Here is a 16,605-nt window from a genome sequence, read left to right as displayed (position 1 = left end):
TACGAAACGTGTTTTCAGTAAAAGCTTCGCTAAGCAATACTCTTTTACAGATAGCACAAATTTTTTAATGACAAAACGACTTATATTTTATTATGTCAAACCATAAAATACTTACTATTGACAATCTGTCACTTCAAGAATTTGATTCAGAGGCAGAATTAATTCCATTGTTGACTCCAGAAGACGAAGAGGAAATGAATAATGAAGAACTTCCTGTTTCGCTTCCAATTTTACCTTTACGTAATACTGTTTTATTTCCAGGAGTTGTTATTCCAATTTCAGCAGGAAGAGATAAGTCAATTAAATTAATTAATGATGCAAATGCTGGTGAAAAAATCATCGGAGTTGTATCTCAAATTAATGAAGAAGATGAAGATCCATCAAAAGACGATATTCATAAAGTAGGAACTGTTGCACGCATTTTACGTGTACTGAAAATGCCTGACGGAAACGTAACAGTTATCCTTCAAGGAAAAAAACGTTTCGAAATTGAAGAAGTGGTTTCAGAAGAACCATATATGACAGCAACTATTAAGGAAGTTGCAGAAGATCGTCCAGATGAAAATGATTCTGAATTTACTGCTATTTTAGATTCTGTAAAAGAATTAGCAATTCAAATCATTAAGGAAAGTCCAAATATTCCTTCTGAAGCTACTTTTGCAATCAAAAACATTGAAAGCCAGTCGTTCTTGATCAATTTTGTTTCTTCTAATATGAATTTATCAGTAAAAGAAAAACAAGGTCTTTTATCGATAAACGGATTGAAAGAACGCGCTTTAGAGACTTTACGTTATATGAATGTTGAACTTCAAAAATTAGAATTGAAGAACGATATTCAGTCAAAAGTTCGTTTTGATTTAGATCAGCAGCAAAGAGAATATTTCCTTCACCAGCAAATGAAAACCATTCAAGAAGAATTGGGTGGCGTTTCTCAGGAAGAGGAAATGGACGAAATGGGACTGAAGGCTAAAACTAAAAAATGGGACGAAAAAACGCAGAAACATTTCGAAAAAGAATTGTCTAAAATGCGTCGCATGAATCCGCAGTCGCCTGATTTTGGAATTCAAAGAAATTATTTAGAGTTGTTTTTAGAATTGCCTTGGGGTGAATTTTCGAAGGATAAATTCGATTTAAAACACGCACAGAAAATTTTAGATAAAGATCATTTCGGACTTGATGAAGTTAAGAAAAGAATGATTGAGCATTTGGCAGTTTTAAAATTGCGAAATGATATGAAATCGCCAATTATATGTTTAACAGGGCCTCCGGGAGTTGGTAAAACTTCAATCGGACGTTCTGTTGCTGAAGCTTTAGGAAGAGAATATGTTCGTATTTCGTTAGGCGGTTTGCGTGATGAAGCTGAGATTCGCGGTCATAGAAAAACGTATATTGGAGCAATGCCTGGACGTATTATTCAGAGCTTGAAAAAAGCGGGAACTTCAAATCCGGTATTTATTTTAGATGAGATAGATAAATTATCAAGCGGAAACAGCGGTGATCCATCTTCAGCTTTATTAGAAGTTTTAGATCCTGAGCAAAACAGTGCTTTTTATGATAATTTCCTTGAAATGGGTTATGATTTATCTAAAGTAATGTTTATTGCAACTTCAAATAATATGGCGGCAATTCAGCCTGCTTTGCGTGACAGAATGGAAGTAATCAAAATGTCAGGCTATACAATTGAAGAAAAGGTTGAAATTGCTAAGAGACATTTATTTCCAAAACAATTGGAAGCACACGGTTTAACTGCAAAAGATTTAACTATTGGCAAAAAGCAATTAGAAAAAATCATTGAAGGTTATACTAGAGAATCAGGTGTTCGTAATTTAGAAACAAAAATTGCTCAAGTAATTAGAAATGCGGCAAAATCTGTTGCAATGGAAGAGGAGTATAACAAAAAAGTTACAGATGAAGATGTTGTAGCAATTTTGGGTGTGCCAAGATTAGAGCGTGATAAATACGAAAATAATGATATCGCAGGTGTTGTAACAGGTTTAGCTTGGACAAGTGTTGGTGGAGATATTCTGTTTATTGAATCTTTGATTTCTGAAGGAAAAGGCTCTTTGACTATTACAGGAAATCTTGGAACTGTAATGAAAGAATCTGCTACAATTGCATTAGAATATATTAAAGCAAATGCCAAGAAATTGGGTTTAAGTACAGAAATTTTCCAAAAATACAATATTCACTTGCACGTTCCAGAAGGGGCAACTCCAAAAGACGGGCCAAGTGCAGGTATTGCAATGCTTACGTCTCTAGTTTCTCTTTTGACTCAGAAAAAAGTGAAGAAAAATCTTGCTATGACAGGCGAAATCACTCTTCGCGGAAAAGTATTGCCGGTTGGTGGTATTAAAGAAAAAATCTTAGCTGCAAAAAGAGCAGGAATTAAAGAGATCATTCTTTGCCACGAAAATAAAAGCGATATTGATGAAATCAAAGCAGAATATTTAGAAGGTTTGAATTTTCATTATGTGAAAGAAATGAGTGAAGTTTTAGCTTTAGCTTTAACAGATCAAAAGGTGAAAAACGCTAAAGAGTTAAAATAAAAATCTTTTAACGAAATATATAAATCCAAATTCCAATTTTAACGATTGGGATTTGGATTTTTTTATTTGAACTTTATTTTTAGTGTTATATAATTTTATATTTGCAGTTGCGTTATTCCCATATAGGTGCGCCAAAAACAAATGCTCAAAAAAGTTGTTTTATTTTTTATAATCTTGATTTGTTCGTATTCTTTCGGACAAGTTGGAGGGCGCTACACTTATCAATTTTTAAATTTGACCACTTCGCCAAGACAAGCGGCATTAGGAGGAGATATTATTACGATATATGATGAAGACGTTAATCAGGCCATGTCAAATCCTGCTCTTATAAACGCAGACATGGATAATCATTTAGCATTAAATTATGGTAGCTATTATGGCGAAGCTTCTTACGGGACGGCATCGTATGCATATACTTATGATAGACACCTTCAGACGTTTTATGCTGGAGTTACTTATGTAAACTATGGTACATTTGAAGGATATGACGAAAACGGTCAGGCAACTTCAAATTTTACAGGAAGCGAGGGCGCATTATCATTCGGATATGCGTACAATGTTCCTTATACAGACTTTTATATCGGTGCGAGTGCTAAATTAATTACTTCATCTTTAGAAAGTTATAATTCGATAGGTGGCGCAGTTGATTTGGGTTTCTTATATTTAAATGAACCGAACGATTTGAACTTTGCTCTTGTATTTAGAAATATGGGTACACAGTTTACTACTTATTCAGGAATTAAAGAAAATATTCCGTTTGAGATTGTGGCTGGTATTTCGCAAGAATTAGAACATGTGCCGATACGCTGGCATCTTTCGCTAGAAAATCTACAGCAGTGGAATATTTCTTTTTCAAATCCTAATCGTGGAGAAACTAATATCGACGGTTCTACAAGTCCAGAGAAAGTTTCTTTTGTAAACAATGCTTTAAGACACGTTGCTTTTGGGGTTGAACTTTTTCCTAAAAAAGCATTTAATTTTCGTATCGGATATAATTTTAGAAGAGGCGAAGAATTGAGAGTAGCCGAACAGCGCAACTTTTCGGGAGTCTCTTTAGGTTTTGGTTTAAGGATGAATAAACTAAAATTCAATTATTCCTATTCTAGATATACTTTGGCAGCAAATACAAGTCTTTTTGGTTTAACTTTAAACTTACAATAATTACATGAAACTGTTTTATTTGGCTTTGTTTATTACAATAAGCTTTTTTACGGATTCTAAACTTTCTTTTAAAGAAGACGAAACTATTTCTACTATAGAAATGGAGAGAATTAACAGCCGAATTTCTGTTATAAAAGATATGATTAGTGAAGATCATAAATACAATCAAAAAGTTGTTTTTTTAATTGACATGAAAGTTCCATCAGGTAAAAATCGCTTTTTTGTTTACGATCTGAAGAAAGACGAAGTTGTAGATCAAGGCCTTGTTGCTCATGGCTCAGGTTCTGAAACAGGAGTTAGAGGCGTGCTTAAATTTAGCAATACTCCAAATTCCAATTGCACAGCGCTTGGCAGATATTCTGTAGGCAAAACTTACAAAGGGATTTTCGGAAAAGCATATAGATTAGCCGGTTTAGAAGAAAGCAATGATAATGCTTTGAAAAGAGCTATTGTTTTGCATCATTATTCTGCGGTTCCTTACGAAGAGCAAAATTATTATATCAGTAATAGTCATGGTTGCCCAATGGTTAACGAACAGTTCTTTAAACGAATAGAAAAGATTATAGATAATTCTAAGTCAAATATTCTTATGGATATTTACTATTAATAAAGATTTTTAAGAAGCGTTAACAAAATCAAGAAATTTTTATTGTCGAGAATTCTTCAGTTTTCAATAGCAAAATGTTTTTTCTGAATCATAAATCAATGAAAAAAGTTATTATCGTATTTCTTTTTATTCTAGCACTTTTTGCTGGATATTTTTTGTTGCCTGATAGTGAGGAAATTGATTTGCTATCTTCTGATAACAAAAGAATTGAATCTCAAATTGCTGACGTGAAAAAGCTTATAGGCGAAAATCCTAAATACAATAATAAAATTGCTTTTTTTATTGATATGAAGATTCGCTCAGGAAAAAATCGCTTTTTTGTTTATGATTTAAAAGCAGATAAAATTATCGACAAAGGTTTGGTTGCTAATGGTTCTGGTTCTGAAACTGGAATTAAAGGAAAACTTCGTTTTAGCAACGTTCCTAATTCATTAAGCACTTCATTAGGAAAATATTACATCGGAAAGCATTATTATGGAAAGTTTGGTAAAGCATATAGGCTTTATGGATTGGATAAAAGCAATAATAATGCTTTTAAACGAGATATTGTTTTTCATTACTATTATGATGTTCCATATAAAGAGAAAGATGGCTACATTTGCAATAGCTTTGGCTGTCCTATGGTTAATAAAAAATACTTTGATAGAATATCGCGACTAATTGATAGTTCTGAATCGGATATTTTGATGAGTATTTATTATTAAAATTATTGTCATTTAAAAGAATAAAAATTAAAAAATAAAAAATTGAAAAAAATTACCATTGCTATCGACGGATTTTCATCTACAGGTAAAAGCACTCTTGCAAAACAATTGGCAAAAGAATTGGAATATGTTTACGTAGATACAGGAGCGATGTACCGTGCGGTTGCCTATTTTGCTATGAAAAACGATTTGATTGGAGCTGATTTTTTTAAGAAAGAGGTTTTGGTTGAAGCATTATCTGATATTAAACTAGAATTTAAATTTAATTCAGATTTAGGTTTTGCAGAAATGTATTTAAATGGTGAAAATGTGGAGAAACAAATTAGAACAATCGAAGTTTCTAATTTTGTGAGCAAAGTAGCAGCAGTTTCAGAAGTTCGTGCTAAGTTGGTAGAACAGCAGCAAGAAATGGGAGCTAACAAAGCAATTGTAATGGATGGAAGAGATATTGGAACTGTAGTTTTTCCAAATGCTGAATTAAAAATCTTCATGACGGCAAGTGCAGAAACACGTGCACAAAGACGTTTTGATGAATTGCAGCAAAAAGGAGATAATGTTTCTTATGAAGAAGTTTTGAAAAACGTTGTCGAAAGAGATTATATGGATACGCATCGTGAAGATTCTCCTCTTGTAATTGCTGAAGATGCAATAGAAATTGATAATTCTTACCTAAATAAAGAGGAACAATTTGCGGCAGTTTTAGAATTAGTGAATGATGTTGTTAAAACAGCGTAATTTTTTGCAGATATTATTTTAAATGGTAGTTTTACCGCTTCATTTTTACTAAAGAACAATTTTTATCATATGGCGATTAAAAATAGATTGATTTTAATGAGCTTTCTTCAATTTTTTGTTTGGGGAGCCTGGCTTATAACAATTGGAAATTATTGGTTTGGCACAAAAAACTGGGAAGGAACGCAATTTGGATTAGTTTTTGGAACTATGGGAATCGCTTCTCTTTTTATGCCGACTTTAACTGGTATTATTGCCGACAGATGGGTAAATGCAGAAAAACTTTACGGGGTTCTTCATATTTTATACGCAGTAGTTTTGTTTGCAATTGCACAAGTTACTACACCAGATACTTTTATTATTGTAATGCTTTTAGCAATGTGCTGTTATATGCCGACTATCGCTTTAAGTAATTCAATATCTTATACTTCTTTAAAATTAAATAATAAAAACATTGTAAAAGATTTTCCGCCAATTCGCGTTTGGGGAACAATTGGTTTTATTGTTGCCATGTGGATTACAAATTTAAGCGGAAGTAAAGCAACCGAATATCAGTTTTATATTGCTGGAGTTGGAGCTTTAATTCTTGGAGTTTACGCTTTTACATTGCCAAAATGTGAGCCGCAACGTTTGATTAAAGAAAATGCAACTTGGATAGAGACTTTTGGTTTGGAGTCATTCAAACTATTTGGAAACTACAAAATGGCTTTGTTTTTTGTGTTTTCTATGTTTTTAGGAGGAGCGCTTCAATTGACAAATGCTTACGGGGATGTGTTTTTAGATGAATTTAAACATTTTCCAAAATATGCAGATTCGTTTGTAATTAAATATTCGACTATTATTATGTCGATTTCTCAGGTTTCTGAAACGTTATTTATTTTGGCGATTCCGTTTTTCTTGAGACGTTTTGGAATCAAGCAAGTTATGTTGATTAGTATGCTGGCTTGGGTTCTTCGTTTCGGATTATTTGCTTTTGGAGATCCTGTAAACGGTTTATGGATGATTATTTTATCTTGTATTGTTTACGGAATGGCATTTGATTTCTTCAATATTTCGGGTTCTTTATTTGTAGAAAGCAATACTGATTCTAAAATCCGTTCATCTGCACAAGGTTTATTTATGATGATGACTAATGGAGTAGGAGCAGTTTTAGGAAGTTTAACTTCTGGTTGGGCAATTGATCGTTTTTTTACAAAATCATTCGCCAATACAACTGAACTAGCTGGGTTCTTACAAACAGATGCAACTAATGAGAAAATGGTAGAATTTGTAAAAGGACAAGGAAACTCAGTTTCTGCTGACGGAATTTTTGCAAATCCAATTTTAATGAAAGACTGGCATACGATCTGGTTGTCATTTGCGCTTTATGCTTTGGTAATTGCAATTGCTTTTGCTGTTTTGTTTAAACATAAGCATGATCCTAAAGAGATTGAGAATTTGAGTCATTAAGATTAGAAATAATGTTTGTCGAGGTTTCAAACTTTTACAAAGATTGAAGATACATAGTAACCCGACAGGTTTTTAAACCTGTCGGGTTTCTTTTGTAAAAGACTTATGAAAAACAAAACTTGTAATCTAGCCCCGATAGAAGTGGAAATCCTTGTTTGCCGGGGTTCGGCAAACAAGATTGGAACGGATAGCGGGACTAAACTTCGTGAAAAACCGAAAATCTTCTGCTTCTTATTATCATATTGATAATCATATCGGTTTTGTTTTGTTAATTCAGAAAAATGTATTAATTTTGCAGTCCTTTTGGTGGAGAAGAGTTTCCATTAGGAATCAACCATTTATGTAAAACAACTTCTGTATTTTCTATCACATAGAGAAACTCGAGAAAAGCAGAATACAAATTTTTTTATCAGCATGTCTGAACAATTAAAATCACAAGAAGAGTTTTTAGCAAATTTTAACTGGCATAACTTCCAAGAAGGAATTGATGCAGTAGATGAGAAAAACTTACAAGAGTTTGAGGAACTAGTATCAAAAACTTTCATCGCTACAGATCAAGAAGAAGTAGTTGAAGGAGTTGTTGTTAGAATTACAGATAGAGACGTTATCGTTGATATCAATGCTAAATCTGAAGGTGTTATTTCTTTAAACGAATTCCGTTACAACCCAGCATTAAAAGTAGGTGACAAAGTTGAAGTATTAATCGACATCCGTGAGGATAAAACAGGTCAATTAGTATTATCTCACAGAAAAGCACGTACTATCAAATCTTGGGATAGAGTTATTGCAGCTAATGAAACTGGAGAAATCGTTAACGGTTTTGTTAAATGTAGAACTAAAGGAGGTATGATCGTTGACGTATTCGGTATCGAGGCGTTCTTACCAGGATCTCAAATTGACGTTAAGCCAATTAGAGACTACGATGTATATGTAAACAAAATGATGGAATTCAAAGTGGTAAAAATCAACCACGAATTCAAAAATGTTGTTGTATCTCACAAAGCTCTTATCGAGGCTGATATTGAAGTACAGAAAAAAGAAATCATCGGTCAATTACAAAAAGGACAAGTATTAGAAGGTGTTGTTAAAAACATTACTTCTTATGGTGTGTTTATTGACTTAGGTGGTGTTGACGGATTAATTCACATTACTGACCTTTCTTGGAGCAGAATCAACCACCCAAGTGAAGTTCTTGAATTAGACCAAAAATTAAACGTTGTAATCCTTGATTTCGATGATGAGAAAACAAGAATTCAATTAGGATTGAAACAATTAAACGCTCACCCATGGGATGCTTTAGATGCTAACTTAGCTGTTGGTGATAAAGTTAAAGGTAAAGTAGTTGTAATCGCTGATTACGGTGCTTTCATCGAAGTTGCAGAAGGTGTTGAAGGTTTAATCCACGTTTCTGAAATGTCATGGTCTACTCACTTACGTTCTGCTCAGGACTTCGTGAAAGTTGGAGATGTTGTTGAGGCAGTTATCTTAACTTTAGACAGAGACGATCGTAAGATGTCATTAGGTATCAAACAATTATCTCAAGATCCATGGACTGATATTACTTCTAAATACCCAGTAGGTTCTAAACATACAGGTATCGTTAGAAACTTTACAAACTTTGGTATTTTCGTAGAATTAGAAGAAGGAATTGATGGATTAATCTACATTTCTGACCTTTCTTGGACTAAGAAAATCAAACACCCATCTGAGTTTGTAAACGTTGGTGAAAAACTTGATGTAGTTGTATTAGAATTAGATGTTGAAGGACGTAAATTATCTTTAGGTCACAAACAAACTACTGCTAATCCTTGGGATCAATACGAAGATTCTTTCGCTGTAGGAACTATCCACAACGGTGAGATTTCTGAAATCGTTGATAAAGGAGCTACTGTAGAATTCGGAGATGATATCGTTGCTTTCATTCCAACTCGTCACCTTGAAAAAGAAGACGGAAAGAAATTGAAAAAAGGTGATACTGCTGATTTCAAAGTAATCGAATTCAACAAAGAATTCAAAAGAGTAGTTGCTTCTCACACTGCTATCTTCCGTGAAGAAGAAGAGAAAAATGTGAAAGCTGCAACTGAAAATACTTCATCTAACTCTACTACTAATGCACCAGCTGCAACTTTAGGAGATAACAATGATGTATTAGCTGCATTAAAAGCTAAAATGGAAAAAACTGAGAAAAAATAATTCTTAGTTTCCTCTAAATAGAAAGTCCCACAGTAATGTGGGACTTTTTTTTGTTTCATAATTTTAAGTTTGCAAATTTTAACAAATAAAGTTGTGTTATAGTTTTGAAAAGTTATTTTTGTATGAAAATACCACATATGAAGAAACTCTACTTTTTTGTTTTGGCTTTATGCTTTTTTAATGTTGCCAATGCACAATTTGTTTCATTTCAAGATTTTAATCTTAAAATGAAATTGCTAACATCTCCTGTAAATACCAACTCCAATTCTGAAATTGAAATCAGTGAGGCGTTAAACACAACTTATTTGGATATTAGTAACTCTAATATCACTTCATTACAAGGATTAGAAAATTTTACCAATCTTCAATTTTTAAACTGTAGTGATAATCCAATTATGAATGATATTGATTTTAATGTCTTAAAGAAATTGGTCTATCTAGCTTATTCTAATATTCAGAGTAAAGAATATTTACTAATTGAAAATTTACCAGAGCTAACCACAATAATAGCTGATGGACTAACGAATTTGAAATATCTTCAATGTACAGGAAATCCAAAGCTAGGAACATTAAGTCTAAATGGGGCAGTTAATCTGACTGAAATTGCGGCTACAAATAATAAATTGACTACCTTAAACCTGCAAGGTATAACTGGACTTAAAAAGTTATGGTGTTCAGGAAATCAATTGGCTGAATTAGATGTCAGAAGTTTTACAAATTTAGAATCTTTGGAATGCGGTGCTAATCTATTGACATCACTAAAAGTGAATGGCTTAACAAAACTTTTTTCATTATCATGTACTTATAATAAACTACTGCAATTAGATCTTAACGGATTAACTAATTTGGGTTATTTAGAGTGTTTTTCTAATCAAATAATGAGCCTTAATGTAAGCGGTTCAGCCAATCTTATTGAACTTTATTGTGATGGAAATGCTATTTCGTCATTAAATTTGAATGGTTTAGAAAAACTTGAATATGTAAATTGCAGTAGCAATCAATTGCAATATTTAAATATTAATGGCTTGCCAAAACTGAAAGGTTTTAGATGTATAAATAACAAGCTTACAGCTTTAGATTTAACGCAATTAGCAAGTCTAACAAAATTGGAGTGTTCTTATAACCAATTGAAAATGTTAGATGTAAGTGATTTGGGTAAATTAGAAGAGCTTAACTGCTCAAACAATGGGCTAAACTTTTTGTATATAAGAAATGGCAGTAACGAAGCTAAAAATTTAAATTTTTCTGAAAATCCAAATTTGTTATACGTTTGTGCAGATGAAAGCCAATTGTCGCAAGTTCAAAGTCTTCTAAATAATTATGGGTATACCAATTGTAGTGTAAATGCCTATTGCTCATTTAATCCAGTAGGACAATATTTTATTGTTTCAGGAGATAATAAAATAGACGCAGATAATAACGGTTGTGATACTCAAGATTTAAGTTTGTCAAATTTAAAGCTTAATATATCTAATGGGACTGACACTTCAAGTTATATAGCCAATGGAATTAATTATTCTATTGCCTTGCCAGCAGGAACACATTCTGTAATACCTGTTTTAGAAAATCCTACTTATTTTTCGATTACGCCATCAGTTATAAATGTTGACTTTCCATCGCAGACAAGTCCGTTGCATCAAAATTTTTGTATTACACCAAATGGCATGCATTCTGACTTAGAAGTAGCCGTTTTACCGATCGATCCGGCTAGACCAGGATTTAACGCGTCTTACAAACTTATTTACAAGAATAAAGGAAATGTAGCGCAATCTGGAACAGTAAACCTAACTTTTGATGATTCTATTTTAGATGTAATTTCAGCAACTCCGGCGACATCTTCGCAAGTGACAAATAAGCTATTATGGAATTTTGGAAATATGAGACCTTATGAATCTAAAGAAATTATTTTAACAGTAAAAGTAAATTCACCAACTAGTATACCTGCAGTAAATAATGGGGATATTCTAAAATTCACAGCCGTTATCTCATCGCAAGACAATGATGAAACACCTTTGGATAATACATTTTCTTTAAATCAGACAGTTGTTGGTTCTTACGATCCAAATGACAAAACGTGTCTAGAAGGTTCTGTGATTACTTCAAAATTAATAGGGGAGTATGTGCATTACATGATTCGTTTTGAAAACACAGGAACTTACATGGCACAAAATATTGTTGTAAAAGATATGATTGATTTATCGAAATTTGATATTTCATCATTAATTACAACAAGTTCTAGCCATCCTTTTATAACTAAAATTTCAGAAGGAAACAAAGTAGAATTTATTTTTGAAGGAATTAATCTTCCTTTCGATGATGCAAATAATGATGGTTATATTGCTTTTAAAATAAAAACAAAACCAACATTGCAAGTAGGAGATACGTTTACTAACGATGCAAATATTTATTTTGATTATAATTTTCCTATTTTGACCAATAAAGCAACTTCAACATTTAAAAGTGTTTTATCAACAGAAGATTTTAATTTCTCTAGATATTTAAGTTTATATCCGAATCCGGCAAATCAGTTTTTAAATATTTCGCAGAACGAAAGCATTGAAATAAAATCATTTGAAATTTATGATATTTTAGGGCAATTGGTAATTGCAATTCCAAACGCAAAAACGACTTCGAATATTGATATTTCAAAGCTTAGAACTGGTAATTACATTATAAAAGTAAAATCAGACAAAGGAAATTCAAGTATAAAATTTATTAAATGACTAGTCCTAAATAATCGATACAGATTATTAGACAAATATATTTAATTAAACACCTGTAATATTTTTTATTGCGGGTGTTTTTCTTTTATAAGTTCTCATCTTTACTACACTTTGTTGATGCATTTGACTTGGAGTGAGCATATAATTGGAATAATGTGGTCTTTTGTTATTATAAATGTCAATTGCATTTTTTACTAAAACCTTTATTACATCAAGTTTTAGATTAAACTTGTCAATATTAAATTCTTGTTTTAAAATTCCATTTATTCTCTCAGCTACTGCATTCTCATAGGGATCGGAATTTTCTGTCATACTGCATTTTATATTGTTTTTATGTAATAGTTTTTGATATTGATCAGAACAATATTGTATTCCTCTATCTGAATGATGTATTAATGTTTTGCCTCTATCTCTGCGTTTTTTTATTGCATTTTTTAAAGCTGTTAAACTACTATGAGCATTCATATTATCTGCGACATTAAAACCCATTATTCGTTTAGAGTAAGCATCAGTTATTAGACTTAAATAACATGGATTCTCTTTTTTTCCAATATAGGTTATGTCTGATACCCAGACTTGCTCCGGCCTGCAGATCTGTAGCTCTAATATTTGATTTTGATGTTTTCTAAATCTATGATGAGAGTTTGTTGTTATATGATAAGAACGTTTTGGCATTATCAGTAAATGATTTGCTCTAAGTATATCTATAAATTTATCTCGGCCTATTTTAAGTTGATTCAACTCGCTTTTTAAAAGGTAATACAGTTTTCTTGCTCCAATTCGAGGCATTGTATTTCTAATTTTCAAAACCATATTAACAACTTCTGAAGCCAAAAGCTTCCTGGAGTTACTTTTTTTTACTCGACGATAATAAACCTGCCGGTCAATCCCGAACAAAGTACAGGCAAACATTATTGTTTGTTGGTGTTCTTTTTTAAAATGGTCGATTGTTCGGGTGGTGAGTTTTTTCGAATGTCAATTTGATATTCTTTTTCTGCTATATCAATCATCATATCGAAAATAATAGCTTTTTTATCAGCGACGAAAGCCTGCTGTTCTAAAAATGCTTTTTGTTTTTCTAATAACTTCACTTTGGCTTCAAGTTCCATTATTTTCTGTTCAGGAGATTTTTGCATAATAGAAGGTGTTTGATTGTCCCAATCAAAGTTACCAAATTTTCGCAGCCACTGAACAATTGTTGAACGGGATTGAATAGCATAATCTTTTTTAACTTGAGTAATTGAGGTTCTTCCTTGTTCTATTTCTTGAACAATTTGAAGTTTAAAAGACATACTGTAATCTTTCTGGGTGCGCTTAATATATCGCAATTCTTGATCTTTTTCCATAATGATACTTTTTGTGTATCGCTATTTCAGGACAAGACAAAAATTTAAAAAGAAAAGTCCCATAGTAATGTGGGACTTTTCTTTTTTTTGTTTAAAGTTTGACGTTTCAAGTTATGTCAGTTTGATTGAGTCTAAAACCTTTTTCTAATAATATTTCTGAATTTATTTTGAAGCTAATAATTTTGATTCTTCTGGTGTGAAATCATTTACAATTGCATATGTGCTTATATCTGCTATCGCCATTTCATCCAAAATATCTACCAAATTTTTGAAGTTACTTTTTTTGCTAGGTTTGATAATAACAACCATTCCTCTTCCTGGTCTTCCTAATTGAGCAGAATAATCTAACATTCTTTTATTTTGTTTTAAAAGCTCTTTTCTGATTCCATCTTTACCATATCCTAATTTTTTCGGAGCAACTTGGGGCACCTCTAAAAATCCCATATACGATACTATTTTATTTTCTTCTCCAAGCAATATTGTATAAGATCTGTTTTCTCCTCCACAGCCCCCTCTCCATCCACATGTATAAGCATCATTGTCTGGTAAACTTAAATCCACAGCTTTGTATTTTCTTAATTCTGTTGCAACCATAAAAAATATAATCAACAAAAATGAAACACTGACCATTGCAGTTAAATCTACTCTTGAGGTTAGTTTTTTGCTTCTGACTTTTTTGGGAAGGTTTTGCATAATTCTAAATTTTATAGGTTTAATTTGAAGCCAATAATTTTGTCTCTTCTGGAGTATATTGGTCAACAATAGAATACGAATTAATATTGCATATTTTCATTTCATCGAGAATATCTACTAAATTACCATAATTTGATTTTTTACTAGGTTTAATGACGATTTGAACGCCTCTTCCAGGTCGACCTAAATGCGAAGAATATTCTAAAACCCTTTCATTAATTCTAATTAATTCTTTTCGGATACCATTCTTGCCATAGATTATTTCTTTTGGAGCTTCTATTGGATAATATATTAGTCCTGAATAGGTAATTATTTTATTTTTATCATCTAATAATACAGTCAGAATCATATTTTCGTCTGGTTTATTACAATCTACAATTGCTCCACAACCTTCATTGTAATGCGGATATTCTAAAAATGTAGATTTAGACAATTCTCCAACAACCATAAAAAATATAATCAGCAGAAATGAAACGCTGACCATTGCAGTTAAATCTACTCTAGAACTTAGTTTTTTGCTCCTGACTTTCTTTGGCATATTTTTCATATCGATGAGTTTTGATTTTAAATTTAATAATAAAACAGAAACAAAAATTGAATATTCTTAAAATTTTTGGAATTTTTTTTGAGTATTCTAAAGTGTTGATTTTGTTGGAGATTTATGATATTAAGCAATGTTTCCTTGAGGAAAATATTTTTAATTTAAAACCAAAACAATTTTTCCTGCGTAAATGAGCTTATAACTTTAAATCATTAAATATGAAAACTAGAAAATTTTTAGCCCTTGCAGTTTTAGCTTTAGGATTTGCATTTACATCAAATGCACAAAAATCAGTTATGGTTGGTGGTGCAGCGATGTATCCGAATAAAAATATTATTGAAAATGCTGTCAATTCAAAAGATCATACCACTTTGGTTGCGGCAGTAAAAGCAGCAGATTTAGTTGAAACATTAAAAGGAGCTGGTCCGTTTACTGTTTTTGCTCCAACTAATGCTGCGTTTAATAAATTGCCAAAAGGAACCGTAGAAACATTATTGAAACCAGAGAATAAAAAAATGCTTCAGGGAATTTTAACCTATCATGTTGTTGCTGGAAAATGGACTTCAGCTGATATTGCAAAAGCAGTTAAAGAAGGTAAAGGCAAAGCAAGTATTAAAACAGTTGCTGGTGGTACTATTACTGCTTGGATGAAAGGTAAAGACTTATACATTAGCGATGAAAATGGTAATAAAGCAAAAGTTACAATTGCAGATGTTAATCAATCAAATGGTGTGATTCACGTTATTGATACAGTTTTGCTTCCTAAAAAGTAATGATTAAATTCAAAAATAAAATCCAAATCCCAACTTAAGCTTGGGATTTGGATTTTTTATTTTGATATTTTTTTAATTTATTTTTTTGCAGTCAAAGTGCTTCCTGCAGAAGCAATTACAACACAAACTACAGCTAGGATTTCGTAGAAACTCAAATTTTCTTGAAGAAATATAAAAGCGCAAATAGAAGCTGCTGCTGGTTCTAAACTCATTAAAATGCTAAAAGTGCGAGGTGGAAGTTTTCCTAATGCTTTCATTTCTAAAGTAAACGGAATTGCACTTGATAAAAGCGCAAGAGCAACTCCCATTCCGAATAATTTAGGTGTAAGATTGCTTAAACCGTTTTCTAGAAAACCAAATGGCAAGACCAAAAGCGCTGCAAAGAGCATTCCTGTTGAAACAGCGTAACCATCATTCATTATTTTTGAAATTTTACCTCCTAAGACTATATAAGCTGTCCAAAAAGCTCCAGCTAAAAGTGCACATAGAATTCCGATAGTATCTAAGCGATCGTTTGTCCAAGGGGCAATCAGTAAAATGCCGATTGCGGCTAATAAAACCCAACAATAATCCACCAAACGTTTTGAGCCTGTTATGGCGAGTAACAAAGGTCCAACAAACTCTAAGGTAACGGCTAAACCGATTGGAATTCTTTCAATTGCAAAATAAAAAATCAAATTCATTGCACCTAAAGATAAGCCATATGGAATCACAATTTTCCATTGCTGTGCTGTTACGGCTTTAAAATTTGGTCTGTAGGCTAGTAATAAAATTAATGCCGAAACGCCAATACGCATAGATGCCGTACCTGCTGCGCCGATTGTAGGAAACAAAGTTTTTGCAATTGCTGCTCCGCATTGTACGCTAATAATTGCTAATAATACTGCTGGAACAGGAGGTAGGTTGATTTCTCTATTTTTCATAAATAGTAAGAAAGAATCAGACAAGATTTATTTCTGTCGGATATATAATGTATTTTGAATTAATTGCCTAAAGCTTTTTTTGTAACATAGGCACGATAACCAATAATAGCCATTTGCCATTTTTTTGCTTTTGAAATATCTAAACCTTGTTTGGTAAAACTTGGCAAAAGCAACTTATTTAGTTTGGCTAATAATTTATACATAGTAGATTTGT

15 protein-coding genes are annotated in these 16,605 nt (G+C 32.2%); 9 read left to right on the top strand and 6 right to left on the bottom strand.

The window, feature by feature from the left end; genetic code table 11:
• Positions 1-92 precede the first annotated feature (92 nt).
• The 8 genes from lon to QLQ96_RS17440 all read left to right on the top strand — a co-directional run bounded on the left by lon (position 93) and on the right by QLQ96_RS17440 (position 12,115).
• On the top strand, positions 93-2,546 hold the full coding sequence (gene lon, locus QLQ96_RS17475) for an endopeptidase La (protein WP_482492110.1): 2,454 nt from the start codon (positions 93-95) through the stop codon (positions 2,544-2,546).
• A gap of 141 nt (positions 2,547-2,687) precedes the next feature.
• On the top strand, positions 2,688-3,707 hold the full coding sequence (gene porQ / locus QLQ96_RS17470) for a type IX secretion system protein PorQ (protein WP_482492109.1): 1,020 nt from the start codon (positions 2,688-2,690) through the stop codon (positions 3,705-3,707).
• Between the two features lie 4 nt (positions 3,708-3,711).
• On the top strand, positions 3,712-4,314 hold the full coding sequence (locus QLQ96_RS17465; RefSeq protein ID WP_482492107.1) for a murein L,D-transpeptidase catalytic domain-containing protein: 603 nt from the start codon (positions 3,712-3,714) through the stop codon (positions 4,312-4,314).
• Positions 4,315-4,412: 98 nt separating this feature from the next.
• The gene (locus QLQ96_RS17460; RefSeq protein ID WP_482492105.1) at positions 4,413-5,018 is read left to right on the top strand and encodes a murein L,D-transpeptidase catalytic domain-containing protein; all 606 of its coding nucleotides are present in this window, start codon (positions 4,413-4,415) and stop codon (positions 5,016-5,018) included.
• A gap of 42 nt (positions 5,019-5,060) precedes the next feature.
• A complete protein-coding gene (gene cmk / locus QLQ96_RS17455) occupies positions 5,061-5,753 on the top strand; it encodes a (d)CMP kinase (protein WP_482492103.1) in 693 nt (230 codons plus the stop codon).
• A gap of 69 nt (positions 5,754-5,822) precedes the next feature.
• Positions 5,823-7,199 (top strand): nucleoside permease, encoded by a 1,377-nt coding sequence (locus QLQ96_RS17450; RefSeq protein WP_482492101.1) that lies wholly within the window; start codon positions 5,823-5,825, stop codon positions 7,197-7,199.
• 414 nt (positions 7,200-7,613) lie between these two features.
• Complete coding sequence (gene rpsA / locus QLQ96_RS17445) at positions 7,614-9,392, top strand: 30S ribosomal protein S1 (protein WP_482492099.1); 1,779 nt, start codon at positions 7,614-7,616, stop codon at positions 9,390-9,392.
• A 137-nt stretch (positions 9,393-9,529) separates the two neighbouring features.
• Positions 9,530-12,115: a DUF7619 domain-containing protein gene (locus QLQ96_RS17440; protein ID WP_482492097.1), complete on the top strand. Its 2,586-nt coding sequence runs from the start codon at positions 9,530-9,532 to the stop codon at positions 12,113-12,115.
• Positions 12,116-12,160: 45 nt separating this feature from the next.
• Here QLQ96_RS17440 and QLQ96_RS17435 read toward each other — a convergent pair whose 3' ends face one another.
• The 4 genes from QLQ96_RS17435 to QLQ96_RS17420 form a co-directional block, all read right to left on the bottom strand.
• Positions 12,161-13,027 (bottom strand): IS3 family transposase, encoded by an 867-nt coding sequence (locus QLQ96_RS17435; RefSeq protein ID WP_482490791.1) that lies wholly within the window; start codon positions 13,025-13,027, stop codon positions 12,161-12,163.
• The gene (locus tag QLQ96_RS17430; RefSeq protein WP_482490792.1) at positions 13,027-13,461 is read right to left on the bottom strand and encodes a transposase; all 435 of its coding nucleotides are present in this window, start codon (positions 13,459-13,461) and stop codon (positions 13,027-13,029) included. The genes QLQ96_RS17435 and QLQ96_RS17430 overlap by 1 nt, the downstream gene beginning before the upstream one ends.
• A gap of 162 nt (positions 13,462-13,623) precedes the next feature.
• Positions 13,624-14,154, bottom strand: coding sequence for an ExbD/TolR family protein (locus tag QLQ96_RS17425; protein ID WP_482492095.1), 531 nt, complete (start codon positions 14,152-14,154; stop codon positions 13,624-13,626).
• A gap of 19 nt (positions 14,155-14,173) precedes the next feature.
• Positions 14,174-14,701 carry an ExbD/TolR family protein gene (locus tag QLQ96_RS17420; RefSeq protein WP_482492093.1) on the bottom strand — a complete coding sequence of 176 codons (528 nt, stop codon included), beginning with the start codon at positions 14,699-14,701 and terminating at the stop codon, positions 14,174-14,176.
• Between the two features lie 212 nt (positions 14,702-14,913).
• Between QLQ96_RS17420 and QLQ96_RS17415 the strand changes: the two genes are divergently transcribed.
• Positions 14,914-15,468, top strand: coding sequence for a fasciclin domain-containing protein (locus QLQ96_RS17415; protein WP_482492091.1), 555 nt, complete (start codon positions 14,914-14,916; stop codon positions 15,466-15,468).
• Between the two features lie 77 nt (positions 15,469-15,545).
• Here the strand turns inward: QLQ96_RS17415 and QLQ96_RS17410 are convergent, their stop codons facing one another.
• Both QLQ96_RS17410 and QLQ96_RS17405 read right to left on the bottom strand, forming a co-directional pair.
• Positions 15,546-16,391, bottom strand: coding sequence for an EamA family transporter (locus QLQ96_RS17410; protein ID WP_482492090.1), 846 nt, complete (start codon positions 16,389-16,391; stop codon positions 15,546-15,548).
• A 59-nt stretch (positions 16,392-16,450) separates the two neighbouring features.
• Positions 16,451-16,594, bottom strand: coding sequence for an SsrA-binding protein (locus QLQ96_RS17405; protein WP_111368963.1), 144 nt, complete (start codon positions 16,592-16,594; stop codon positions 16,451-16,453).
• Between the last annotated feature and the right edge of the window lie 11 nt (positions 16,595-16,605).

The sequence above is a fragment of the Flavobacterium sp. B167r genome, assembly GCF_056824315.1.
Note: the sequence above shows the minus strand (reverse complement) of the source record. Positions and strands in the feature narration are given on the sequence as shown.